Source organism: Enterobacter cloacae complex sp. XAL002, assembly GCF_049236805.1.
GTDB classification, from domain to species: Bacteria; Pseudomonadota; Gammaproteobacteria; order Enterobacterales; family Enterobacteriaceae; genus Enterobacter; species Enterobacter intestinihominis.
Map to the genome: position 1 here is coordinate 112,592 of NZ_JBMKJN010000001.1, position 24,201 is coordinate 136,792.

At 57.8% G+C, this 24,201-nt stretch carries 15 protein-coding genes and 1 pseudogene; 4 read left to right on the forward strand and 12 right to left on the reverse strand.

The window, feature by feature from the left end; genetic code table 11:
* Positions 1-7: 7 nt before the first annotated feature.
* Complete coding sequence (gene fbaB / locus ACOT0L_RS00490) at positions 8-1,060, forward strand: class I fructose-bisphosphate aldolase (protein ID WP_022648654.1); 1,053 nt, start codon at positions 8-10, stop codon at positions 1,058-1,060.
* 88 nt (positions 1,061-1,148) lie between these two features.
* Here fbaB and yegS read toward each other — a convergent pair whose 3' ends face one another.
* The 11 genes and pseudogenes from yegS to yegD all read right to left on the reverse strand — a co-directional run bounded on the left by yegS (position 1,149) and on the right by yegD (position 18,235).
* Positions 1,149-2,048: a lipid kinase YegS gene (yegS, locus tag ACOT0L_RS00495; RefSeq protein WP_126503291.1), complete on the reverse strand. Its 900-nt coding sequence runs from the start codon at positions 2,046-2,048 to the stop codon at positions 1,149-1,151.
* Between the two features lie 170 nt (positions 2,049-2,218).
* A complete protein-coding gene (locus ACOT0L_RS00500; protein WP_022651497.1) occupies positions 2,219-2,824 on the reverse strand; it encodes a hypothetical protein in 606 nt (201 codons plus the stop codon).
* 7 nt (positions 2,825-2,831) lie between these two features.
* A pseudogene (locus tag ACOT0L_RS00505) lies at positions 2,832-3,797 on the reverse strand (hypothetical protein).
* Between the two features lie 408 nt (positions 3,798-4,205).
* Positions 4,206-5,567, reverse strand: coding sequence for a tRNA 5-hydroxyuridine modification protein YegQ (gene yegQ, locus ACOT0L_RS00510; protein WP_038416385.1), 1,362 nt, complete (start codon positions 5,565-5,567; stop codon positions 4,206-4,208).
* Positions 5,568-5,735: 168 nt separating this feature from the next.
* A complete protein-coding gene (gene baeR / locus ACOT0L_RS00515) occupies positions 5,736-6,458 on the reverse strand; it encodes a two-component system response regulator BaeR (RefSeq protein ID WP_015572364.1) in 723 nt (240 codons plus the stop codon).
* Complete coding sequence (gene baeS / locus ACOT0L_RS00520) at positions 6,455-7,858, reverse strand: two-component system sensor histidine kinase BaeS (RefSeq protein ID WP_045308642.1); 1,404 nt, start codon at positions 7,856-7,858, stop codon at positions 6,455-6,457. The genes baeR and baeS overlap by 4 nt, the downstream gene beginning before the upstream one ends.
* On the reverse strand, positions 7,855-9,270 hold the full coding sequence (locus tag ACOT0L_RS00525) for an MFS transporter (RefSeq protein WP_045621313.1): 1,416 nt from the start codon (positions 9,268-9,270) through the stop codon (positions 7,855-7,857). The genes baeS and ACOT0L_RS00525 overlap by 4 nt, the downstream gene beginning before the upstream one ends.
* Positions 9,271-12,348 carry a multidrug efflux RND transporter permease subunit MdtC gene (mdtC, locus tag ACOT0L_RS00530; protein WP_022648648.1) on the reverse strand — a complete coding sequence of 1,026 codons (3,078 nt, stop codon included), beginning with the start codon at positions 12,346-12,348 and terminating at the stop codon, positions 9,271-9,273.
* Positions 12,349-15,471 carry an MdtB/MuxB family multidrug efflux RND transporter permease subunit gene (locus tag ACOT0L_RS00535; RefSeq protein ID WP_023300557.1) on the reverse strand — a complete coding sequence of 1,041 codons (3,123 nt, stop codon included), beginning with the start codon at positions 15,469-15,471 and terminating at the stop codon, positions 12,349-12,351.
* Positions 15,471-16,673: an MdtA/MuxA family multidrug efflux RND transporter periplasmic adaptor subunit gene (locus tag ACOT0L_RS00540; RefSeq protein ID WP_063147723.1), complete on the reverse strand. Its 1,203-nt coding sequence runs from the start codon at positions 16,671-16,673 to the stop codon at positions 15,471-15,473. Before ACOT0L_RS00540 ends, ACOT0L_RS00535 begins: the two co-directional genes overlap by 1 nt.
* Before the next feature lie 209 nt (positions 16,674-16,882).
* Complete coding sequence (gene yegD, locus ACOT0L_RS00545; RefSeq protein WP_063857602.1) at positions 16,883-18,235, reverse strand: molecular chaperone; 1,353 nt, start codon at positions 18,233-18,235, stop codon at positions 16,883-16,885.
* Positions 18,236-18,365: 130 nt separating this feature from the next.
* On the opposite strand from yegD, the gene alkA reads away from it, so the two are divergent.
* Positions 18,366-19,238: a DNA-3-methyladenine glycosylase 2 gene (alkA, locus tag ACOT0L_RS00550; protein WP_126503289.1), complete on the forward strand. Its 873-nt coding sequence runs from the start codon at positions 18,366-18,368 to the stop codon at positions 19,236-19,238.
* Here the strand turns inward: alkA and ACOT0L_RS00555 are convergent.
* A complete protein-coding gene (locus ACOT0L_RS00555) occupies positions 19,203-22,532 on the reverse strand; it encodes a diguanylate cyclase (protein WP_032623944.1) in 3,330 nt (1,109 codons plus the stop codon). The two genes, alkA and ACOT0L_RS00555, sit on opposite strands and share 36 nt — an antisense overlap.
* Positions 22,533-22,874: 342 nt before the next feature.
* On the opposite strand from ACOT0L_RS00555, the gene udk reads away from it, so the two are divergent.
* Together udk and dcd are read left to right on the forward strand one after the other, a co-directional pair.
* Positions 22,875-23,516, forward strand: a complete 642-nt coding sequence (udk, locus tag ACOT0L_RS00560) for a uridine kinase (RefSeq protein ID WP_000130320.1) — start codon at positions 22,875-22,877, stop codon at positions 23,514-23,516.
* A 91-nt stretch (positions 23,517-23,607) separates the two neighbouring features.
* On the forward strand, positions 23,608-24,189 hold the full coding sequence (dcd, locus tag ACOT0L_RS00565) for a dCTP deaminase (protein ID WP_006811250.1): 582 nt from the start codon (positions 23,608-23,610) through the stop codon (positions 24,187-24,189).
* Positions 24,190-24,201 lie beyond the last annotated feature (12 nt).

Genomic DNA, 24,201 nt, shown 5'->3' on the forward strand with positions numbered 1-24,201 from the left:
CATCACTATGACTGATATTGCGCAGCTGCTTGGCAAAGACGCCGACAGCCTTTTACAGCATCGTTGTATGACCATTCCAGCCGACCAGCTTTATCTGCCTGGCCATGATTACGTAGACCGCGTCATGGTCGACAACAACCGTCCTCCTGCCGTACTGCGAAACATGCAGACGCTTTATAATACCGGCCGCCTGGGCGGAACCGGGTACCTCTCTATTCTGCCCGTTGACCAGGGCGTTGAACACTCTGCGGGGGCATCGTTTGCCGCGAACCCGCTCTATTTTGATCCGAAAAATATCGTCGAGCTGGCGATTGAGGCGGGCTGTAACTGCGTGGCCTCCACCTACGGCGTGCTGGCCTCCGTGTCGCGTCGCTATGCCCACCGCATTCCGTTCCTCGTTAAGCTGAACCACAACGAAACCCTGAGCTACCCAACCGAATACGACCAGACGCTCTACGCCAGCGTCGAGCAGGCGTTCAATATGGGTGCGGTGGCGGTCGGGGCAACCATCTATTTCGGTTCTGAACAGTCGCGTCGTCAGATAGAAGAGATCTCCGCGGCGTTCGAGCGCGCCCACGAGCTGGGCATGGTAACCGTGCTGTGGGCCTATCTGCGTAACGGCTCGTTCAAAAAAGACGGTGTGGATTACCACGTGTCTGCGGATCTGACCGGTCAGGCAAACCACCTTGCGGCGACCATCGGCGCGGACATCGTGAAGCAGAAAATGGCCGAGAATAACGGCGGCTATAAAGCGGTGAACTTTGGCTATACCGACGACCGCGTCTACAGCAAGCTGACTAGCGACAACCCGATCGATCTGGTGCGCTACCAGCTGGCGAACTGCTATATGGGCCGCGCCGGGCTGATTAACTCCGGCGGTGCGGCAGGCGGTGAAACCGATCTGACCGACGCGGTGCGCACGGCGGTGATTAACAAACGCGCGGGCGGCATGGGGCTGATCCTCGGCCGTAAGGCGTTCAAAAAATCTATGGCCGACGGCGTGAAGCTGATCAACGCGGTTCAGGACGTCTATCTGGACAGTAAGGTCACGATCGCTTAAGTCTTTTCCCCTCACCCTAACCCTCTCCCCAACGGGGAGAGGGGACTGTTCAGTGCATACGGGAAGAGGGCCGCCACCCGGCAACACATCAGCGCAAAAGCTGACAGTCCGGCGGCAACCGGCACTGCAACGCCCCGGGCAACACCTCAATGCGGAATCGCTCGCCGCTGAGCGGCTCTCCGTCGAGGTTAAAGGTCATGCCGTGTGGGGCGATCACTTCAAACCACGCGGATTTCCCGTCGATGATATTGGGGCTCTCCTCTGGCTGCGTCAGCGTCGTAAACAGCGCCGGCAGCAGCCCGTCACCGGTAAAAATGCGCAGCTGTAATTGACCGTCATTAATCAGCGCTTCCGGGCAAAGCTGCTGTCCGCCGCCTGCCTGACGCCCATTGCCGATACCAATCACCAGCGCGTCGCCCTGCCAGTGGAAGTTTTCACCTTGGATTTCACAGCTGTCGGGCTTGAGGGTGTCCATGCGCATCAGGCCGTGGATCAAATATGATACGCCGCCCAGCGCCGCCTTGAGTTTTTCGGGCGTTTCGCTGGTAATGCGCGTGCCGAAACCGCCGGTCGCCATATTAATAAAGCAGGTTTTTTCATTCACCTGAGCAATATCGACGGCGGTAGCCTTACCGAGAATGGCCAGCTGTAGCGCTTTGCCTACATCCTCCGGAATACCGGCGCTGGTGGCAAAATCGTTGGCGGTACCGAGCGGTAAAATCCCCATCGCCGGGCGCGCTGCGGCGTTGAGGTCAATGAGCGCACCGGCGATCTCGTTGATCGTTCCGTCGCCGCCGCCGGAAATGATGGTCTGAACACCTAACCTGATGCCCTCGTCGATGTAGCGCGCCGCATCGCCTTTTTCAAACGTTACTCGCACGTGTATGCATGCTCCGTCTTCACGCAATTCGGTAATCGCCTGGCGCAGCAGATCGTTGCCTGCACTCTTGCCGTTAAGAATTAATAAACTGTCTGGATAGGTTGCCATCCGGGTTGCTCCCTTTTTTAGCTATAGAAAGAGTGTATCCCAGAGAGGGAAAAAGCGGGTAAGAACAGGATGAAAGGCAAAAAATAAGCCCGCGTAAGGGCTTTGAAATCGACTAAAGAACCCCGTAGCGCTTACAGTGCATACTACTGCCGCTCAATTGACTATTGTGGTCAACGTTTGAGGTGTGACATTGGCCTTGCCTCGATTTTGAGCTGCTTACGCCAGACCCGATTATGTAGCGTTAGCGCAATGGAGCGGTAAAAAATCGATGAATTCATCCACATAATGTTCAAAAAGAAACATCCCAGCCCCAGCAAAGAGGTTATTTGCGGTGTGTAGTTCTCAACAGGGCCGAATAAAAGCGAAATCCCCGTCCAGATGAAATAAATGATGCTCATTATGCCTGTCAGCGTAATGACGAAAATATGCAGTTTATATCCAGGTAAAGAACCTCGTGTAGTCAGAAACATCGTGCTCATCACTACCAGACAATACACAATCGCTGCAATGAATACTCCCATCATAACCTTAAATTCGGGTAAGCCGAGCCAGCGAAACAGCAACAACCAGAGGGACACTTGCAGCATGGCGTAGCAAAAAATAGCCAGTAACGTGCTCACTGCCAAAGGAATTCCTGTCATATGGACGCCCACAGGAACGCCGAACCGATCTTTTAACTGTTCTTTTAATGTTTCAAGCTGGTTGAGATCATCGGTCGCCATTTTACTTTTAACCAAAGCACTTAAAGCAAGGCTATCTTTAATGTATTTCATCATGGACGGGTCAATAACTTCCTGTAAATGAAAAAGACTGAATTAAACCAAAAATGTATTTACCCGTTTGTGCAACATTCTGTGGATTTCTGATATTTCCTGAGATGGCACTTCCAACGAAGGCAGAAGAATTTGAAATGGTATTCAGCAACTCACGCTGTAAGAGCAACTGCAACGCTTATGACGGATAACGTTTGGGATACACTCCTGCCTTCATTGCTGCTTTTACACCTGAATTCGAGATGCCGGGATTGCGGATACGAATAATCTCCTCTGTTAATCGCGTACGGTCGGCCCGGCTCATTTTTTGTAATAAGGAGAGCAAACTCTCAGACGATGAACGGTTAAGAAGGCGATATGTTAATGCAGCGCTTTTTAAACCCGCAGCAGCCCCGGCAAGAGAAATCGCATCCAGGGCTGTGTTGGTTGCTGTATACCACTCCTGGGAGTCCATCCACGCAACGTAGTCATCATGATTCATCGCAATCAACGATAGTCGGCTAAGCCCATTTGCACATTGAATTCCAGTTGCTACACCACCGGCTAAAATCACAGCGGCTATAGCACCGGAAGACCCTGCAGTGAGAGGTATAGCCATACCGGCCCCTGCCGCAAGTACAACAGTAAGAATTGCGGCTCCGCAGGAAATTGCCGTTGAACCAATTTCAGTCGCCAGGGAAGGGGACTGAATCGTAGCCGTTGTTGCGTGAACGGGGTTAACTTGTGAGGCATTTACTTTGGTTATGACTACATGACTAACCGAGCTTGCGTTTGGTGTCGCAATCCTTCTTGATGGCCGTACTAGCCACTGACGTGTACCGTCTGAGTAGATAATCCCGGCCTGGCTAAAATTTCTGCTGCAGTCCAGTTGACCTGCAAGTGCTGTGAAATTTATATCGCCGCCAGAGGCAAGACCAGGACTGCGTGCGAGTTCGTAATCTGGAAGATCCTTTGAAAGTTGTCCTGTGAATGTCACTTCATCTCTCCGTCCGTGTGAAACGTTGATTGTTAATAAATCAAGAGTAAAGGTCCTGTTAACACTTAAAATTAGGAATGTTCCGAATAGTGTTCATCCCTCTCAAATCCATTAAAAATGTGATTAGGATCCTTTGTTCGTTCGATTTGCTTAGATGATACGCCTAATGCTGACACAAACCTTTCCCGGGTCAATGCAACGCCATATTTATCAGGGGGAAAAATCTCAGGAGTTAACAAAAAAATAAGCCCGCGTAAGGGAGATTACGCAGGCTAAGGAGGTGGTTCCTGGTACAGCTAGCATTTATGGGTTATGTTTTTCAGCGGGGGGATAATACCCGTATTGAACGAAGCGGTATGTGATCCGATTCTAAGAATTATCCCAGCGTGAAAAAATCCCGTTGATTGACTATTTGCCGTGCGGATTTCGGGTATTTTCACCTTCAAAATTGCGCATCAGCAGCGCAAACTCCAGCTCTACTTCTTCAGGAACCGGCAGCCAGACCACATGGCCGTCGCCAGGTGCGACCTCAATCGCCTCACCTTTTTTGTTTTCCAGATGCTCCAGGCGGAAGTTCATGTTGCCCTGCGGCGTCATCAGCTCCAGGCTGTCGCCTTTAGTGAATTTGTTTTTTACGGCGACAGCGGCCAGCGGGCCTTTACGCTCGCCGGTGAAGTCGCCTACAAACTGCTGGCGTTCGGAAATCGAATAGCCATGCTCGTAGTTCTGGTAGTCGTCGTGGGTATGTCGACGCAGGAAACCTTCGGTATAACCGCGATGCGCCAGACCTTCCAGCGTTTCCAGCAGGCTGGTGTCGAACGGTTTACCGGCGGCGGCATCGTCGATGGCTTTGCGATACACCTGCGCGGTACGAGCGCAGTAGTAATAGGACTTGGTGCGGCCTTCGATTTTTAGGGAGTGCACGCCCATCTGGGTTAAACGCTCCACGTGCGCGATGGCGCGCAGATCCTTCGAGTTCATGATATAGGTGCCGTGCTCGTCTTCGAAGGCGGTCATGTACTCACCCGGACGTTTGGCTTCTTCGATCATAAACACGCTGTCGGTAGGCGCGCCGATACCCAGCGTTGGCTCAACGTTGGTGACCGGGATCGGCTCGTGTTTATGCACGATGTTACCGATGTCATCCTCTTTGCCTTCCTGAACGTTATATTCCCAGCGGCAGGCGTTGGTGCAGGTGCCCTGGTTCGGGTCACGCTTGTTGATATAGCCAGAGAGCAGGCAGCGGCCGGAGTAGGCCATGCACAGCGCGCCGTGAACGAAGATTTCGATCTCCATATCCGGCACCTGGGTGCGGATCTCTTCGATCTCTTCGAGAGACAGCTCGCGAGACAGAATGACGCGGGTCAGCCCCATCTGCTTCCAGAATTTCACCGTTGCCCAGTTGACGGCGTTAGCCTGCACCGAGAGGTGAATGTCCATATCAGGGAAGTTCTCCCGAACCAGCATGATTAAACCCGGGTCCGACATGATCAGCGCGTCCGGCCCCATCTCCACGACCGGCTTAAGGTCACGAATGAACGTTTTCAGCTTGGCGTTGTGCGGCGCGATGTTCACCACCACGTAGAATTTTTTGCCCAGGGCATGCGCTTCATTGATGCCGAGCTGAAGATTCTCGTGGTTGAATTCGTTGTTACGCACGCGCAGCGAATAGCGCGGCTGGCCCGCGTAGACGGCGTCGGCGCCATAGGCGAAAGCGTAACGCATATTTTGCAGCGTTCCCGCCGGGGAAAGGAGTTCCGGTTTAAACATGTTTGTTCTCGTTCTGATGACAGGTCAGATCCGCGTGCACCAGGTGCAGCGGTAAGGGGAGATCCCCCACTTTAAGGGCGGGCATTGTAGCGCTGCGGGGCGGGGAGGTAAAGTTCTTGTGCCGGGTGACGGCTTCGCCTTACCCGGCCTGGATTGTCCCGCAACTGACTAGGCAATCCTGCACGCATCCGCTTCCCAGCGATACCCCACGCCGTACACCGCGCGAATAAACGACTGGTCGGCGTCCAGCGCCTCCAGCTTACGGCGCAGGTTTTTGATGTGGCTGTCGATGGTGCGGTCGGTCACCACGCGGTAATCGTCATACAGATGGTTGAGCAGCTGCTCGCGGGAAAACACTTTTCCCGGCTCGTGGGAGAGGGTTTTCAGCAGGCGGAACTCCGCTGGGGTGAGATCCAATAGTTTGCTGCGCCAGCTCGCCTGGAAGCGGCTTTCGTCGACGATCAGCGGGCTTTGTGCATCCAGCACCTGCAATTCACGCTGCGGCTTGCAGCGGCGGAGGATGGTTTTCACGCGAGCGACCACCTCCCGCGGGCTGTAAGGCTTGCAGATGTAATCGTCGGCGCCGATTTCGAGCCCCAGCAGGCGGTCGATCTCTTCGATTTTGGCCGTCACCATCACGATGGGCACATCGGAGAAACGACGAATTTCCCGGCACAGGGTCAGGCCGTCAGTACCCGGCAGCATCAGATCCAGCAGGATCAGATCCGGCGGCGTCTGGCGCACGTAGGGCAGCACCTGGTCGCCGTGGCTGATAAGCGTTGGCGCATAGCTCGCGGCACGTAAATAGTCGATCAGCAGTTGCCCAAGTTTAGGCTCGTCTTCCACGATCAAAATACGCGGTGTGTTGTCGTCAATCGGTAACTCGGTCATGCTTCCCTCGATAAATCCCGTTCCAGAGGTAACTCTACTGTAATGCTAACCCCGCCAAAAGGCGAATGGGCGGCGCGGATGGTGCCACCATGCGCCTCCACAATGTTTACGCAAATCGCCAGCCCAAGGCCGGAGCCCCCGCTGGCGCGGTTGCGTGAACCTTCGGTGCGATAGAAGCGCTCGAACAGTTTTTCCAGCTGCGCATCCTTCACGCCAGGGGCGGAGTCCGCAAAGGTCAGGGCAAAGCGCCCGTTCTCCTGCTTGCCGGAGATATGCAACCCGCCGCCGCTGTCGGTGTAGCGCAGGCTGTTTTCCAGCAGGTTGTTAAACAGCTGCATCAGCCGGTCTTTGTCGCCAAACACCACCGCGCTGTCCGGCAGGGAGAGGTCGATTTTCAGGTCGCGGCTGGCAAAGCGCTCACGGAACGCGCCGCTGATCACTTCCAGAATGTTAATCACGTCCACCGGCGCTTTCTGGTAGGCCAGCGCGCCTTCGTCAGACATGGAGAGCTGGTGGAGGTCATCCACCAGCTTGGTGAGTGTACCCACCTCCGCCTGCAGAGAGGCCACCGATTCGGGCGTAAACTGGCGCACGCCGTCCTGAATGGCCTCCAGCTCGCCGCGCAGCACCGCCAGTGGGGTGCGCAGCTCGTGCGAAATGTCGGCCATAAAGTCGCGGCGCATCTGCTGGTTTTTCTCCAGCGTGCTGGCGAGCTGGTTGAAGTCCTGCGCCAGCTTGCCCAGTTCATCCTGACTGCGGGTGTCCACGCGGGTCGAGAAATCACCCGCCGCCAGCTTATGCGTGCCTTCCACCAGGCGTTTAACCGGCGCCAGCAGGCCGCGCGCCAGCGGGAAGGTGGCGAGCGCCGCAAGCAGGGTAGAAAGCGCGACAATCAGCCAACTGGTCTGGCGCTGCTGGCGGTCAAAGTTGATGTCGGTGTTGCGCGTCAGCCGCTCGACCGGCGAGGCAATAACCCAGCCCACCGTGGCGCCGTTCGAGGTAATGGCGCGCTTTGTACCGTCCGGCGGTACCGGCGAGCGCGGGCCAACGAGCACGTGCATCTCCTGATCGATCACCCAGAACTGGGTGCGCCAGCCGTGCGGCGGCATGCCCGGCCCCGGGCGGTCGTCGTCATTATCGTGCTCCAGCGAGCGCAGAATTTGAAATATAAAACGATCGTTATTGCGCAGAAAACGCCAGTTACCGTGCAGGCTATACTGTTCCCCCAGCGCGTCGCTTAAGCCCTGTAAACGCTGTTCGTTACCGTGCTTGATGTAGTCAATAAAGCCGCGCTCAAAGCTGACCCGCACCGCCCAGTGCATGGTAATCAGCAGGACGATACAGGTGGCGAAAATCGCTACAAAAAGCTTACCGGTGATCCCCGGACGCCAGAATTTCATGGTGCACTCCTTTTGCCGCGTCGGATCACAACGTTTTTGGTCGTGTCATTCGGTACTCTGGCAAAGATAAAAGCGGGCAGGGCGATAATTACCGCCATGCTGAGGTAAGTGTATAAAAAGACCTGATGCGCGACGGGGGTGTCGGCGCTGAGATGGTGCTGACCGTACATGCCGAGCAGCAATCCGGCGACCGTGACCCCCACGCTCATGGAGAGCTGCATAATCATCGACAGCAGGCTGTTACCACTGCTCGCCAGTTCGTCCGGCAGATCTTTCAGCGTCAGGGTGTTCATCGACGAGAAGCGCATGGAGTTGATGATCCCCTGGCAGAACAGCACCAGCGGCAGGATGTAGTACCAGCCCAGCAGCGCCACGGCCATAAACAGCAGACTAACCAGCGCCAGCCCGAGCGTGGCGGCCACCAGCACCCGGCGATAGCCAAAGCGGTTTACCACCTGCACCACAATACGCTTCATCCCCATGCTGCCGAGCACCATCGGGATCATCATCAGCCCGGCATGGAACGGCGAGAAGCCCATCCCAATCTGTAAAAATACCGGCGTCATAAACGGCAACATGCCGCTGCCGATGCGTCCGGCAAAGCTGCCGAACAGACCAAGACGGTAGGTGGGATTCTTGAACAGGTTCAGGCTAAACAGCGCGTTAGCGTTGCCTCTGGCATGCCACAGATACCAGAGAATGGCGGTGACACCCAGCGCTACCAGCAGGGCGAGCGACAGGGAGGAGATCCCCAGCCCTTTTTGCCCGTCGAGCGCCAGGGTGAGCGTCGCCATGCCAGCTGCCAGCAGGATGAAGCCAAAGAAATCAAAGCGCCGGGTCTGCATTTTATAGTTCGGCATCAGCGTCAGGGTGGCAATCGCGCCGATAATACCGACCGGCAGGTTGATCAGGAAGATCCAGTGCCAGGAGGCATACTCCACCAGAATACCGCCCAGCGCCGGGCCCAGCAGCGGGCCGACTTGACCGGGCAGGGTGACGAAGGTCATCGCCGCCATATACTGCGCGCGCGGAACAATTTTCATCACCGTTAACCGCCCGACGGGCACCATCATCGCGCCGCCGACGCCCTGTAGCACGCGCGCCATCACCAGCTGGTCGAGGGTATTGGCCTGGGCGCAAAACAGCGACCCGGTGGTAAACAGCACAATGGCGGTGAAGAAGATGTTCCGTACGCCCACTTTATCCGCCAGCCAGCCGCTGGCGGGCAGCATCACGGCGACCGTCAGCACGTAGGCGACAATCACCATATGCATGTGCAGCGGGCTCTCCCCCAGGCTTTTCGCCATTGAGGGGAGGGCTGTGTTCACGATGGTCGTGTCCAGCGACTGCATAAAGAAGCCGAACGCGACGATCCACAATTGCCAGCGAACGTTACTGGGTAGGTCGGTCATTTACTCGGTCACCGTGGTTCTCTTTTTACGCGAAAAACGCAGCCGCAGGCGGTCAAAGAACAGATAGACTACCGGCGTGGTGTAGAGCGTCAGCAACTGGCTCATTACCAGGCCGCCAACGATCGTGATCCCCAGCGGCTGGCGCAGTTCAGAGCCGTCACCGCCGGATATGACCAGCGGCAGTGCGCCGAACAGCGCGGCCAGCGTAGTCATCATGATCGGGCGAAAACGCAGCAGACAGGCCTGGAATATCGCCTCGTCCGGCGTCAGGTTGCCGTTACGCTGGGCATCCAGGGCAAAGTCGACCATCATTATCGCGTTTTTCTTCACAATACCTATTAATAGCATGATCCCAATGAGCGCGATGAGGCTGAATGGAGCACCGAACAGCTCCAGCGCCAGCAGCGCCCCCACGCCCGCAGAGGGAAGCGTGGAGAGAATGGTCAACGGGTGCACGTAGCTTTCATACAGCACGCCCAGCACGATGTACACCGTGGCAATGGCCGCCAGGATCAAAATGACCTGCGAGTTCATGGTGTCCTGGAACACCTGCGCCGTACCGGCAAAGCTGCCGCGCACGGAGGAGGGCACCCCGAGCTGGGTCATGGCGCGGTTAATGGCATCGCTGGCCTCAGACAGCGACGAGCCGGTTGGCAGGTTAAACGACACGGTCGAGGCGGCGGAAAGCCCCTGGTGGTTCACCGACAGCGGCGCGTTCGACGGCTGCCAGCTGGCGAAGTACGACAGCGGGATCGCCTTGCCGTCATCATTGATCACAAACATCTTGTCCAGCGCGCTGATGTCCTGGGTGTAGCGCGGATCAACTTCCATTACCACCTTGTACTGGTTCATCGGCTGATAGATGGTGGAGACTTCACGCTGCCCGAAGGCGTTGTTAAGCAGGCTGTTGGCCGCCTCCACGTTAATGCCCAGGCGGGCCATAGTTTCACGATCGTAGGTGAGCGCCATCTCCGCGCCGTTGTTCTGGCTGTCGGAGTTCACGTCCGCCAGCTGCGGCAGCGCGGCCAGCGCTTTACGGATCTTCGGCTCCCACTCGCGCAGGGCGGCTAAGTCATCCGAGAGCAGGGTGTACTGATAGCTGGCGTTAGCCTGTCGTCCGCCGACGCGGATATCCTGAACGGCCATCAAAAACAGGTTTGCCCCCGGCTCTTTGGCGAGCTTCACCCGCAAGCGGTCAATGATCTGCTGCGCCGTTTCGTGACGTTCACCGCGCGGCTTAAGGGTAATAAACATCATCCCGCTGTTAACGCGCGAGCCGCCGGTAAAGCCGGTAACGTTGTCTACGGCCGGATCTTCCCGGATGATTTTCATAAAGTCCTGAAGCTTGCCGCGCATCGCCTGGAACGAAATGCTCTGGTCTGCCTGAATACCGCCCATCAGCACGCCGGTATCCTGCTCCGGGAAGAAGGTTTTCGGGATGGTGATATACATCCAGACGTTGAGCCCGATGGTGGCGATAAGCACCAGCCCGACAATACGCGTGTGGTTCAGCACCCATTTCAGCGATTTGCCGTAGCCGGACTGCATCGCCATCAGGACGTGGCCAAAGCCTTTCCTGCGCGGCTGTGAGTGTGGTTGGCTGCGCTTTAGCATCCAGCCGCACATCATCGGCGTTAGCGTCAGCGAAATCACCAGTGAGATACCAATGGCGACGGAGAGCGTGACGGCAAATTCGCGCAGCAGTCGCCCCGGCAGGCCGCCCATCAGCAGCAGCGGCAGGAACACCGCCACCAGCGACAGGCTCATGGACAGGACCGTGAAGCCCACTTCGCGCGTCCCCTGAAGCGCCGCCTGGAGCGGCTTCATGCCCGCTTCCAGATGACGCGAGATATTCTCCAGCACCACGATGGCGTCATCCACCACAAACCCGGTAGCAATCGTCAGCGCCATCAGCGACAGGTTGTTAAGGCTAAACCCGCACAGGTACATGGCGGCAAAGGTGCCTATCAGCGATACCGGGACCGCTACCGCCGGGATCAGCGTGGCGCGCCCCGAGCGCAGGAACAGGAACACCACCAGAATTACCAGCGCGACGGAGATGATCAGCGTTTGCTCTACCTCTTCAAGCGAGGCGCGGATGGTGGGGGAGCGGTCCTGCGCAATCTGGAGATCGATGGCCGCCGGAATGGTTTCCTGAAGCTCCGGCAGCCGCGCGCGGATGCTGTTCACCGTCTGAATGATGTTGGCTTCCGGCAGCTTGCGGATCATCAGCAAAATCGCCGGTTTGGCATTGGTCATCCCGGCGTTACGCACGTCCTGCACCGAATCGGTGACGCTGGCGACGTCGCTCAGGCGCACCGCCGCGCCGTTGTTGTAGTGAATAATCAACGGCTGATACTCGGCGGCGGTTTTCAGCTCGTCGTTGGTCTGGATCTGCCAGCGGTGGCTGCTGTCCTCGATCGCACCCTGCGGCTTACGCACGTTGGCGTTGCTGATGGCGGATCGCACGTCGTCCAGCGACACGCCCTGATTAAACAGCGCCTGCGGATTCAGCCCCACGCGCACGGCGGGCAAGGAGCTGCCGCCGACGTCCACGTCGCCCACGCCGTCAATCTGGGCGATGGTTTGCGCCAGCTGGGTGGAGGCAAAATCGTACAGCTCGCCCTGGGAGTAGGTCTCTGACGTAAGCGTCAGGATCATGATCGGCGCATCGGACGGGTTGGCCTTGCGGTAGGTTGGACGGCTCGGCATGCCGCTCGGCAGCAGGCTTTGGGCGGCGTTAATCGCAGCCTGCACGTCGCGCGCCGCACCGTTGATATCCCGGTCGAAGTTAAATTCCAGAATGATGCGCGTGCTGCCCAGCGAACTGCTGGAGGTCATCTCGTTAACCCCGGCAATTCGCCCAAGCGATCGCTCAAGCGGCGTCGCCACCGATGAGGCCATGGTTTCCGGCGAGGCACCCGGCAGCGAGGCGCTGACCATGATCACCGGGAAATCGACCTGCGGTAGCGGGGCCACCGGCAGCAGCCGGAAGCCGAGCACGCCGCACAGAGTGATAGCGACGGAGAGTAAAATCGTCGCTACAGGACGGTAAATGAAGAGGGCGAAAAACTTCACTTACGCCTCCTCTTCACGTTTCGGGAAGCGGCTTTTTGTCCACAGGGCCAGACGGTCAAACAGCAGGTAGATAACCGGCGTGGTAAACAGCGTCAGCACCTGGCTCACGAGCAGACCGCCGACCATGCCGATGCCCAGCGGACGGCGCAGTTCGGCCCCCACGCCGGTGCTCAGCATCAGCGGCAGTGCGCCCAGCAGGGCGGCGAGAGTGGTCATCAGGATCGGGCGAAAACGCAGCAGGCAGGCCTGGTAAATGGCCTCGCGCGGCGCCATACCCTGCTCGCGCTCGGCGGCCAGCGCAAAGTCGATCATCATGATGGCGTTTTTCTTCACGATGCCGATAAGCAGGATGATGCCGATGATCGCAATCACGTCCAGTTCGCTCCCCGCCAGCATCAGCGCCAGCAGCGCCCCCACGCCCGCTGTCGGCAGGGTGGAGAGGATGGTGATCGGGTGGATGAAACTCTCATACAGCACGCCAAGCACGATATACATCGCCACCACCGCCGCGACAATCAGCCAGACGGTGCTGCCCAGCGCGGCCTGGAACGCCAGCGTACTGCCCTGGAACTGGGTCTGAATATCGGACGGGAAGCTGAGTTCTTTCTCCGCGCCCAGAATGGCCTCCACCGCTTCGCCCAGCGAATACCCGTCCGGCACGTTGAACGAAATGGTGGTGGACGGGAACTGATCGAGATGGTTAATCGACAGCGGGGTGTGGCGCTCTTCCACGCTGGCAATGGCGCTGAGCGGCACAATCCCGCCGTCTTTGCTGGTCAGGCGTATTGAGTCCAGCGCGGCAAGCCCGGGCGTGTTCTCGGTGTTATGTTCCAGCACCACGCGATACTGGTTGGCCTGGGTGTAAATGGTGGAGATCAGCCGCTGACCAAAGGCGTTATACAGGGCGTTATCCACGTCGGACATGGTAATGCCCAGACGGCTGGCGGTGTCGCGGTTGACGTTCACGTACGCCGCCAGCCCTTTATCCTGCCAGTCGCTGCTGACGTCAGAAACCTGCGGCAGTGCTTTCAGCTTATCCACCAGCTGCGGCACCCAGGTGCTGAGTGCATCAAGCGAGGTGGCCTGCAGCGTAAACTGGTACTGCGTGCGGCTCACCTGCGTATCAATGGTTAAATCCTGGATCGGTTGCAGATACAGCTCAATGCCCGGCACGCGCGCCACCGCGCTTTGCAGTCGCTCAATTACCGCGTTGACGCGATCGTCGCGGTCATCGAGCGGTTTAAGGTTAATTTGCAGGCGCGCGCTGTTGAGCGACGGGTTGGTGCCGTCCACGCCCACGTAGGCAGTCAGGCTTTCCACCGCCGGATCTTTCATGATGATCTCAGACACCTGCTGCTGGCGCTGCGCCATGTTGGCGAAGGAGACCGTCTGCGGCGCCTGAAGCGTGCCCTGAATAATGCCGTTGTCCTGAATCGGGAAGAAGCCTTTCGGAATGAAAATCCACAGCATGACGCTGAGCGCCAGGGTGCCGAGCGCCACGCCGAGCGTTGCCCACGGATGGTTCAGGACTTTCGCCAGCACGCGGCCGTAGGCGGCGATAATGCGCTCGAACATCCGCTCGGAGGCGCGCGAGAAGCGGTTTTGCTTGCGCAAGGACTCGTGGCTCAGCATGCGGGCGCACATCATCGGCGTTAGCGTCAGCGACACCACGGCAGAGATCAGAATGGCGACCGCCAGCGTCACGGCAAACTCGCGGAACAGCCGCCCGACGATATCCCCCATAAACAGCAGCGGGATCAGCACCGCAATCAGCGAGAAGGTGAGCGAGATAATGGTAAAGCCAATTTCTCCTGCGCCCTTCAGCGCGGCGGCTAAGGGCTTTTCACCTTTTTCGATATAGCGCGAGATGTTCTCGATGACCACGATGGCATCGTCCACCACGAACCCGGTGGCGATGGTGAGCGCCATCAGCGTCAGGTTATTAATCGAAAAGTCGAGGAACACCATCACCGCAAACGTCCCGACCAGCGAGAGCGGCACGGCGACGGCGGGAATGATGGTTGCCGGAACGTTGCGCAGGAACAGGTAGATGATCATCACCACCAGCGCAATCGCCAGCATCAGCTCGAACTGGGTGTCTGACACCGAGGCGCGAATATTCGTGGTGCGGTCAGAAAGCACTTTCACGCTCACCGATTTTGGCAGGCTTTCCACCAGCTGCGGCAGCATGGTGCGAATGCTGTCGGCGGTATCAATAATGTTCGCGCCCGGCTGGCGCTGAACGTTCATGACAATCGCCTGCTGCTTATTAGCCCACGCCCCGAGCCAGCTGTTTTCCGCGCCTTGTTCGACGGTTGCCACGTCGCCCAGGCGGATCGGCGCGCCGTTTTGATAGGCCACAATCAGCTGGCGGTACTCATCGGCGGACTGCATCTGGTCGTTGGCAGAGAGCGTGACCGCACGGGTTGGGCCGTCCAGCGAGCCCTTCGCTGAGTTGACGTTGGCGCTGCTGATGGCGGTGCGAATGGTTTCGCTGGTTAACCCCAGCGCGGCAATAGCCTGAGCATTGAGCTTAACGCGCACAGCGGGGCGTTGACCGCCCGCCAGCGTCACCAGCCCGACGCCGGTCACCTGCGAAATCTTTTGCGCCACGCGGGTTTCGACCATGTCTTCCACCTGCGTCATCGGCATGGCGGAGGAGGTGACGGCAAGGGTCATGATCGGCGGGTCTGCCGGGTTGACCTTGCTGTAAACCGGTGGATTCGGCAGGTCAGACGGCAGCAGGTTAGTGGCGGCGTTAATCGCGGCCTGCACCTCCTGCTCGGCGACGTCCAGCGACAGCGTGAGCTGGAACTGAAGCGTGACGACCGAGGCGCCGCCTGAGCTCTGGGAGGACATCTGCTTCAGGCCAGACATCTGGCCGAACTGGCGCTCCAGCGGGGCGGTGATGGCGGACGTCACCACATCCGGACTGGCGCCCGGATAGAGGGTGACAACCTGAATGGTCGGGTAGTCCACTTCCGGCAGCGCCGACACGGGCAGAAAACGGTAGCCAATGATCCCGGCCAGCAGGATCGCCACCATCAACAGGGTCGTCGCAACCGGACGTAAGATAAACAGGCGTGATGGCCCACCTGTAGAGCTCGGCGGCATCACCTGCATCAGGCTTTTGCTCCTGTATTCTGCGCTTCCACCACCTCGACCTGCGCCCCTTCGGTCAGCCGGTCAATACCGTCGGTTACGACGCGGTCGCCAGCGGACAGCCCGGCGCTGATCACCACCGTCTGACTGTCCTGGATCCCGGTTTTCACCAGGTGTTTGCTGACCTTGTTTTCGCTATTCAGCACCCAGACAAAGTTGCCTTCACTGCCCATTTGCAGGGCCGCCGTCGGGATCACCACGGCGTTTTCTTCTGTCGCGACCAGCATTCGCGCATTGACGAACTGATTCGGGAACAGGGCATCGTCCTGATTGTTGAAGCGTGCTTTAAGTTTGATGGTGCCGGTGGTGGTATCGATCTGGTTATCCAGGCTCAACAGCGAACCTTCGCTCAGCTTCTGCTTGTTGGTGCGATCCCAGGCTTCAACCACCAGCGCTTTTCCGGCCTTCTGCGCCTGTATCACCGTCGCAATGTCGCTTTCCGGCAGGGTAAAGACGAGATCGATAGGGTGCGTCTGGGTGATCACCACGATGCCCGTGGTATCGCCGCTGGAGATTTGGTTGCCGATATCAACCTGTTTCAGGCCCACGCGGCCGTCAATCGGCGCGGTGATCCGGCTCCAGTCGAGCTGGAGCTGGGCGCTGGCGACCGCGGCTTCGTCGGCCTTGATGGTGCCCTGAGATTCACTGACCAGAGACTGCTGGGTGTCCAGCTCCTGACGCGACACGAGGTTGGTTTTTACCAGCTGCTGATAGCGGGCTAAATCGCGGCGGGCATTGGCGAGGGTGGCTTTGTCTTTCGCGAGCTGCCCCTGCGCCTGCGCCAGGGCCACCTTAAACTGGCTTGGGTCGATTTCCGCCAGCAGATCGCCGGCTTTCACCTGCTGGCCTTCCTGGAAGTGGATGGCCATCAGCTGACCGTCCACGCGGCTACGTACCGTCACGGTGTTGGCGGCGGTAATGGTTCCCAGCCCGGAGAGATAACGAGGCACCGCTTTATTCACCGCCGTTGCCGCCTGCACCGGTGCCAGCGCCGCGCCGCGAATACCGTGGCGCCCGCCGCCCGTTGGACGTTGTGAGGGGCTATTGGCGCCAGCAGGTGCCGTGGAGTTCGCGGACTGGCTGTGCCAGTACCAGGCGGCGGCCAGGACCACCACAATCAGACCAACGGCGATTGCCCAGCGGGATTTGTTACTGCCTTTCATCGTTATACGTTCTCGTCCTGAAACACTTTCGGGGAATGATACTAGTTTAGTCAGGTAACACAGCGGAAAAATGGAGGAAATATGGAAGACTGTCAGGAATGGTCTGAGTGTGGCGCGTTGTTTCGCCGGGCGGCGGCTTCGCCTTACCCGGCCTACAAGATCCTCGAACCGTAGGCCGGGTAAGCGCAGCGCCACCCGGCACAACCCCATTAGCTAAACACCACCTGCGCCCAGCGGGCCAGTCCTGCCGTAACGGAGCCAAAGTCATCGCCGCCGGCAATCGGGATCCCCGGCAGCTGTTCCGCCAGCGCTTTCTTGATCAGCGGGGAACGGGCGCTACCGCCGGTCAGGTAAATCACGTCCGGTTTCTCTTTGCCATTCTCAAGCGCCAGCTGCACCTGCTCCAGAATACGCTGTAGCGGCTGAGCCAGCGCCATTTCCAGCCCTTCTTGGGTGATAGCCGTAGCCAGATCGTCACTGATAAACGGCAGCGTAACCGCATGCTCAGGACGATCGGAAAGGGCGATTTTGCTCTCTTCGGCGGTGCGCACCACGCGGTAGCTCAGGCGCTGACGCCACACCTTATACAGCAGCGCGACCTTCTCTGCATCCTGCGCATCACGCACCAGATCGTTAAGGAAACGCCCATTCGCGGTGCTGTAAAAATCACTCTGGGCAGGGACGTCGTTGATGGCAATCGCATTCCACCATGGCAGGATCGGCAGGGCGATGCCTTTCTCGGTTTGACCGCCCATGCCGAGCAGCGGCATCAGGCTCTTGAATGCCAGGGCGATATCCAGATCGTTACCGCCCACGCGGCAGCCGCTGTGTCCCAGCAGGCTGTTTTCACGATCGCGACGGTGATGCCACTGCGGACCCATCAGCAGTAATGAACAGTCCGTCGTACCACCGCCGATGTCCACCACCAGCACCCGTTTCTCTTCCGTCAGCGTGGCTTCAAAATCCAGTCCCGCCGCAACCGGCTCATACTGGAACACCACGTCACGGAAGCCAGCCCGGTGCGCTGCACGCTCAAGGATCCCCTGCGCCTGCTGGTTGGCTTCGTCGCCGCCCAGCCCCTGGAAGTTGATCGGACGGCCAATCACCGCCTGGGTGATGGCATCCGGCACCTGGGATTGCGCCTGATTGCGGATGTGCAGCATCATCGCGCAGACCAGATCTTCAAACATCGCCACCTGCTGTGGCTTCAGGCCGCTGGCGCCAAGGAAGGATTTCGGCGATTTAACGAAGTAGACCTCTTCCGGGTCTTCAATGTACTGCCCGAGGGAAGAGAGGCCGAACTGCACGCTGGAAGGGGTAACGTCGATATCTTCCTCGCGGTTAAAGCTGACCGCACGGCGCAGCAGCGCCTGGGTTTCCGCCGCCGTGGCCGGAACCTGATGATGGCGGAACAGCCACTCGCTCACCGCTTCACGCGTGGGCGCACAGAGCATTGACGGCAACAGCGTACTGCCGTTTTCCATTTTCAGGAGCTGTGGTTGTCCGTTTTGCATTATCGCAACCGAGCAGTTTGCGGTGCCGTAGTCGAATCCAATAAACACAATAAATCCCCATGCCGGTGAGAAGGGGCGAGACTTTAGCGAAATGTCTGCCAGGCGACAACAGGAATATGAAAGCAAGGCGCAACGCGATCTTTCGGTTTATGCTGAGGTAAATACAAAAGGAGAGACGATGTTCACCCTGAACTGGCAACCGCCCTACGACTGGCAGTGGATGTTTGGCTTTCTTGCCGCGCGTGCGGTCACAGGGGTTGAGACCGTTACGGAGGATTACTACGAACGCAGTTTTGGCTATGCGGAGCATCAGGGCATATTTCGGGTTGCGCCAGACAGCGCAACCCATACGCTGGCGGTGTCGCTCAGCCCTGGCCTGATCCCGGTGGCGGATATTTGCCTGGACCGCATTGCCCGCCTGTTCGATCTTGATTGCGACCCGCTAAGAATTGCGCAGACCCTGGGCGATCTCGGCGCGGCGCGGCCGGGGTTACGTTTGCCGGGCGCGATGGATGCCTACGAGCAGGGCGTGCGCGCCATTCTCGGGCAACTGGTGAGCGTTGCGATGGCGGCAAAACTGGCGTCAAGAGTGGTGGCGCTGTGCGGTGAACCCATCCAGGACGCGCCGGGCTACCTCTGTTTTCCTCCGCCAGAGGTACTGGCCGCGGTGGATCCGCTGGCGTTGAAAGCCCTTGGGATGCCGCTCAAGCGTGCGGAGTCGTTGATTCATCTGGCGCAGTCGGTGGTGGACGGTGAATTCCCGCTGTTCCCGCCTGCGAACGTCGAGGCCGGGATGAAGGCGCTACAGCAGCGCCCCGGCATCGGGCGCTGGACCGCTAATTATCTGGCCTTGCGCGGCTGGCAGGCGAAGGATGTTTTCCTGCCGGATGATTATCTCATTAAACAGCGCTTTGCCGGTATGACGCCCGCGCAGATCCGTCGCTATGCCGAGCGCTGGCAGCCGTGGCGCTCGTATGCGCTGTTACATATCTGGTACACCGACGGCTGGTCGCCGTCAGTTGATGGCGAAATAGCTGGTATTCAGCAGTAGATCGAGCGGCTGCGCTTCCCCGATGGTGTCGCCGTAAATAAAGTCAATGCCGATGCCCGACAGCGTATTCATCATGATCGACTGATGGCATGGCCCGGCAATGGTTTTTATGCCCAGACGCTGGGCGTGGCCCTGAATGATGGTCACCATCATCTCATCCATCAGATTGCCGTGGACGTTGGTCACCACGTCTGCATCCAGCAGCAGATAATCAGCGGTGTTGGCGCTGAGCTGGCTGAAGACGTTCATATCGCGTCCAACCCGGGTCAGCACCACGCGACAGCCAGCCTGACGAAGCTTTTGCAGACCCTGCTGCACGTTTTCATCCGTATTGCTCAGCACATCAACGGCGATCGCCAGATGCAGCAGCCGCGCCGGCAGCGGACCTCTGGTGATCAGGTCAAGCAGCTCATCCACCAGCGTGACGCTGGCTAAACCCGCTTCTGAGAGCGGCAGCGCGACGCCCATCCCTTTGGCCGCCACCTGTGCGGCATAGGTACGGAAAAATTCGCTGAATATACGTCGGTCAAGGGCGTGCAGCAGCTCCGGCTCCGCCAGCCCGGCGCGGAAGGCATGCTCTTCCAGCACTTCCCCCTGGCTGGTCCACAACCGCAGGGAAATCAGCCAGAAGCTACTGCTCTCGGGAATGCGCGGTGAGGCGACGCTGCGGGCGATCATCAGCAGATGATTATCTTTGATCATGTGCCACTGCTCATCCAGCGACATCATGCTGCGCGTGCTGTGGATCCGCTCCTGCTGGGGTTCATAGACGGTGACCACACCGCGCCCGCTGTTTTTCGAGGCGTAACAGGCGATATCGGCCTGAGACATCACTTCCGCTGTCTGATAATTAGCGTCGTCAATCAACGTGATCCCCGCGCTGGCGCCGATGCGGTGCAGGCGTCCTTCCCAGGAAAAATGATAGTTGTTGATGGCGTCGATCAACCGGCCCGCAATATAGCGTGCGCTTTCGACGTTGCAGTCCGGCAGCAGCAGGCCAAACTCGTCGCCGCCCAGACGCGCCAGCACGTCGCTGGAGCGCAGCATGGTCAGCATCAGCGAAGAGAGTTCGCGCAGGAGCGCGTCGCCCGCCGCGTGGCCTGCGGTATCGTTCACCGCTTTAAAACGGTCAAGATCGATAAAGACCAGCGCGTGACGCTGATGGGTCTCCTGTACCGTCTGCAACAGGCGCTTAAGATGGTTTTCAAAACTGACGCGGTTCGCCAGGTGGGTAAGGGCGTCATGGGAAGCGCTGTAGCTCAACTGGCGCAGCATTTTGCGCGACTCGGTGACATCCTGAATCACCAGCACCGAGCCGATAGCGTGCCCCTCCAGGGTGCTGAGCGGGGTAATGCTGTAATGAATGTCGAAACTGCCGCCATTCCGGCAGTTAAGCACCACATCCTGTTCGATATCGGTACGGGACATATCGCCGCTGTGGATGTTTTCCATTAACGGGCCGTTCTCGCCGAAGGTAATGTGCAGCACCTTCAGAACGGGCTGACCCAGCGCTTCGCTTTGCGACCAGCCGCTCATCTTCTCGGCGACCGGGTTCATAAAGGTGATGTTCATGTCGATATCGGTGCACAGCACCGCTTCGCCGATGGAGTCGAGGGTGATATGCAGGCGCTCTTTTTCCTGGAACAGCGCCTCGTTCAACTGCTTCACCTCGGTCATATCCATATTGATCCCTAACAGCCGCTCCACTTCGCCCTGTTTGTTCAGCACCCGGTTCGCCAGCGAACGAATGTGGCGAATGCCATCCTTGACGCGAATGCGAAATTCCAGCTTGAAAGGCACCCTGGCCTGGAGTGACTCACGCAGTACCTGTTCGGCGTGCGGACGATCTTCAGGCACCATGGCCGCATGCCAGAGCTGCCAGGTGGGTTTAATGTGCGGGGGGATCTCGTACAGCTCAAACATCCGTTTATCCCAGCTGATCACGTCCGGCTCGAGATCCCACTCCCAGATCCCGATGCCGCCGGCTTCGTTCGCGAGGGTGATACGCTCCATCAGACGCTTATTCACCCACTCGGTCTGTTTCAGGTCGTTGATGTCTTCAATCTGGGCAATAAAGTAGAGCGGCGTACCGTCGGCATGGCGCACAACGGAAACGGCCAGCAGCGCCCACACCACCTCGCCGCTGCGGGTGTAGTAGCGTTTTTCGAGGCTGTAGCTGTTGATCTCCCCGTTAATCAGCTGTTGCAACTGCTCCAGGTCGGTATTTAAATCTTCCGGCCAGGTTAACTGCTGGAACGTGAGCGACTGAAGCTCAGACTGACTGTAACCGAGGAAATTACACAGCGCCTTGTTGGCCTGAAGCCACTGGCCCTCAATGCCCACCAGCGCCATACCAATCGCGGAATATTCCATCGCATTACGAAAACGTTCTTCGCTTTCCGTAATATGTTTACGCTCGGCCCGGAAGGCATACATCACCATCGTCATAATGTTGGCGGGGAGCAGCATCATCAGGAAGGGAAGCCATGGCGCGTTGAAGGTCACCATCATGTTTGAAGGTGTCATGGAGGGCGGGTTTCGCGCCATCATCAAGGACACCATCATGATTGTGAATAAAAAAATCAGGAATGCTTCCATTCGCGGCAGGCGTACCGCGCTCCACATCAGCAAAACGATGATGCAGGTGAACGGCCACGGCAGCCAGGTGATAGCCGTCCAGCTAAGAACCAGCGTAACGACCAGGGTCACCAGCGTTTCCAGCAGCAGTCTCGGGTTGCGGTGGCGCAGCAGGTAATGCGGTTTAAACAGCAGACCTAACGGTACAAGCGCCAGCGCGCCAATGGCTTCTGAAAGTACCCAAAACAGAAAATTACGCAGCGGCTCCGCGCCTGGCACCAGAAAATGAACCAGAATGCCGCCCACCAGCGGCGGCACCAGGGCGCTGCCGAGGGCAAGGCGTATCCAGTCGTTGAGGTTTTGCAGCGGGTTATACCAGGGGAGCAGCTTACGCAGCAACACCGCACCAACACAGGCCTCAATAATATTGATTGCCGTGTAGGTTAAGTTGATTGATTCCCATGAAAAGAGCATCCACGAGGCAAAAATATTGCCAAAGGAGCAGGCGAGGGCGATGCCGGGCCACATTTTTCCCGCATGGCGGTAAAACGCCACCATCATAATGGAGGTCGGGAACCACAATGGCGCCAGCAGCGTACCGAAGCGAGTCAGCTCAAGGGAAAATAAGGTGAAGATGAACGTGACCAGACCCAGACAGACAAGCCGCAGTAAAGGATGTGGGGTAGTAACCAAAACCCGCTGGTATTGTTTATTCATTACCGCTCTATCCAGGGACGCCGTGTTGTCAGGAGCCAGCTCCGGACGCGTGAAATCATTAATTTGGTTTATGCTAGTACAAACATTTTACAATTCATATGCTGAGTGCTCAGATTTTGACTTCATAGACTTATAAAATAGTTACTCTGCGAAGAAGGGGGATGAAATGGTGAAAATCCGTGCGTAAAAATTTCGCTAAAGGCGTGAAACGGCGCTTTTCAGCCCGCCTCGCATAACCTGCGCATTCGACTGGTATCACGCCCCCGAAATCCCTATAATTGCCGCGTTTGACGCTCCGGCGTCGTCCTTCCTTACATCCAGGTTAATCAGGTCGCTAAATATATGACTGATAAGTCTCATCAGTGCGTCATCATAGGCATCGCCGGCGCATCGGCTTCAGGTAAAAGTCTTATTGCCAGTACGCTTTATCGCGAACTGCGTGAACAAGTGGGTGATGAGCATATCGGTGTTATTCCCGAAGATAGCTATTACAAAGATCAATCCCATCTTTCGATGGAAGAGCGCGTAAAAACCAACTACGACCACCCCAGTGCGATGGATCACAGTCTGCTGTTCCAGCATCTGGAAGCGCTGAAGCGCGGCGAGGCGATTGAGCTGCCCGTCTACAGTTACGTGGAACATACCCGCACCCAGGAAACGATCCGCATTGAGCCCAAGAAGGTGATTATCCTTGAAGGGATTTTGCTGCTCACCGACGCCCGTCTGCGCGAATCAATGAACTTCTCGATTTTCGTCGATACCCCGCTGGATATCTGCCTGATGCGGCGTATTAAACGCGACGTTAACGAACGCGGTCGCTCCATGGACTCCGTGATGGCGCAGTATCAGAAAACCGTTCGTCCGATGTTCCTGCAATTTATTGAGCCTTCTAAACAATACGCCGATATTATTGTGCCTCGCGGCGGTAAAAACCGTATTGCCATTGATATCTTAAAAGCGAAAATCAGTCAGTTTTTTGAATAAGCCGTGTGAATTGTGTACCGTTCAGAGATAACCTGGTTTTGCCCTGACGCCTTAAGGATTCAGGGCGCGATGCACGAAAGGAGAAAGTGCCATGCGTCTTTGTGACCGCGATATAGAAGCCTGGCTGGATGAAGGCCGCCTGTCTATCACCCCGCGTCCGCCGGTTGAGCGTATTAACGGCGTGACCGTCGATGTACGTCTGGGGAATAAGTTCCGCACCTTCAGCGGCCACACGGCACCGTTTATCGACCTCAGCGGGCCGAAAGACGAAGTCAGTGCGGCGCTGGATCGCGTCATGAGTGACGAAATCGTCATCGAAGAAGGAGAGGCGTTTTATCTCCATCCTGGCGAACTGGCGCTGGCGGTGACCTTTGAATCGGTCACGCTGCCTGCGGATCTGGTCGGCTGGCTTGACGGACGCTCTTCTCTGGCGCGTCTGGGCCTGATGGTGCACGTCACCGCGCACCGTATCGATCCGGGCTGGTCTGGCCGTATCGTGCTGGAGTTCTTTAACGCCGGTAAACTGCCGCTGGCGCTTCGCCCGGGAATGATGATCGGTGCGTTGAGCTTCGAACCGCTGACCGGCCCGGCAGACCGTCCTTATAACCGCCGTCAGGACGCAAAATATCGCGACCAGCAGGGTGCGGTTGCCAGCCGTATCGATAAAGACTGATCTGTGAGTTCA

Excerpts from the sequence above, each read along its gene's own strand:
- fbaB (WP_022648654.1), top strand. The coding sequence starts at position 8 with ATGACTGATATTGCGCAGCTGCTTGGCAAAGACGCCGACAGCCTTTTA.
- yegS (WP_126503291.1), bottom strand. The coding sequence starts at position 2,048 with ATGGCAACCTATCCAGACAGTTTATTAATTCTTAACGGCAAGAGTGCA.
- ACOT0L_RS00500 (WP_022651497.1), bottom strand. The coding sequence starts at position 2,824 with ATGATGAAATACATTAAAGATAGCCTTGCTTTAAGTGCTTTGGTTAAA.
- yegQ (WP_038416385.1), bottom strand. The coding sequence starts at position 5,567 with ATGTTTAAACCGGAACTCCTTTCCCCGGCGGGAACGCTGCAAAATATG.
- baeR (WP_015572364.1), bottom strand. The coding sequence starts at position 6,458 with ATGACCGAGTTACCGATTGACGACAACACACCGCGTATTTTGATCGTG.
- baeS (WP_045308642.1), bottom strand. The coding sequence starts at position 7,858 with ATGAAATTCTGGCGTCCGGGGATCACCGGTAAGCTTTTTGTAGCGATT.
- ACOT0L_RS00525 (WP_045621313.1), bottom strand. The coding sequence starts at position 9,270 with ATGACCGACCTACCCAGTAACGTTCGCTGGCAATTGTGGATCGTCGCG.
- ACOT0L_RS00535 (WP_023300557.1), bottom strand. The coding sequence starts at position 15,471 with ATGCAGGTGATGCCGCCGAGCTCTACAGGTGGGCCATCACGCCTGTTT.
- ACOT0L_RS00540 (WP_063147723.1), bottom strand. The coding sequence starts at position 16,673 with ATGAAAGGCAGTAACAAATCCCGCTGGGCAATCGCCGTTGGTCTGATT.
- alkA (WP_126503289.1), top strand. The coding sequence starts at position 18,366 with ATGTTCACCCTGAACTGGCAACCGCCCTACGACTGGCAGTGGATGTTT.
- ACOT0L_RS00555 (WP_032623944.1), bottom strand. The coding sequence starts at position 22,532 with ATGAATAAACAATACCAGCGGGTTTTGGTTACTACCCCACATCCTTTA.
- udk (WP_000130320.1), top strand. The coding sequence starts at position 22,875 with ATGACTGATAAGTCTCATCAGTGCGTCATCATAGGCATCGCCGGCGCA.
- dcd (WP_006811250.1), top strand. The coding sequence starts at position 23,608 with ATGCGTCTTTGTGACCGCGATATAGAAGCCTGGCTGGATGAAGGCCGC.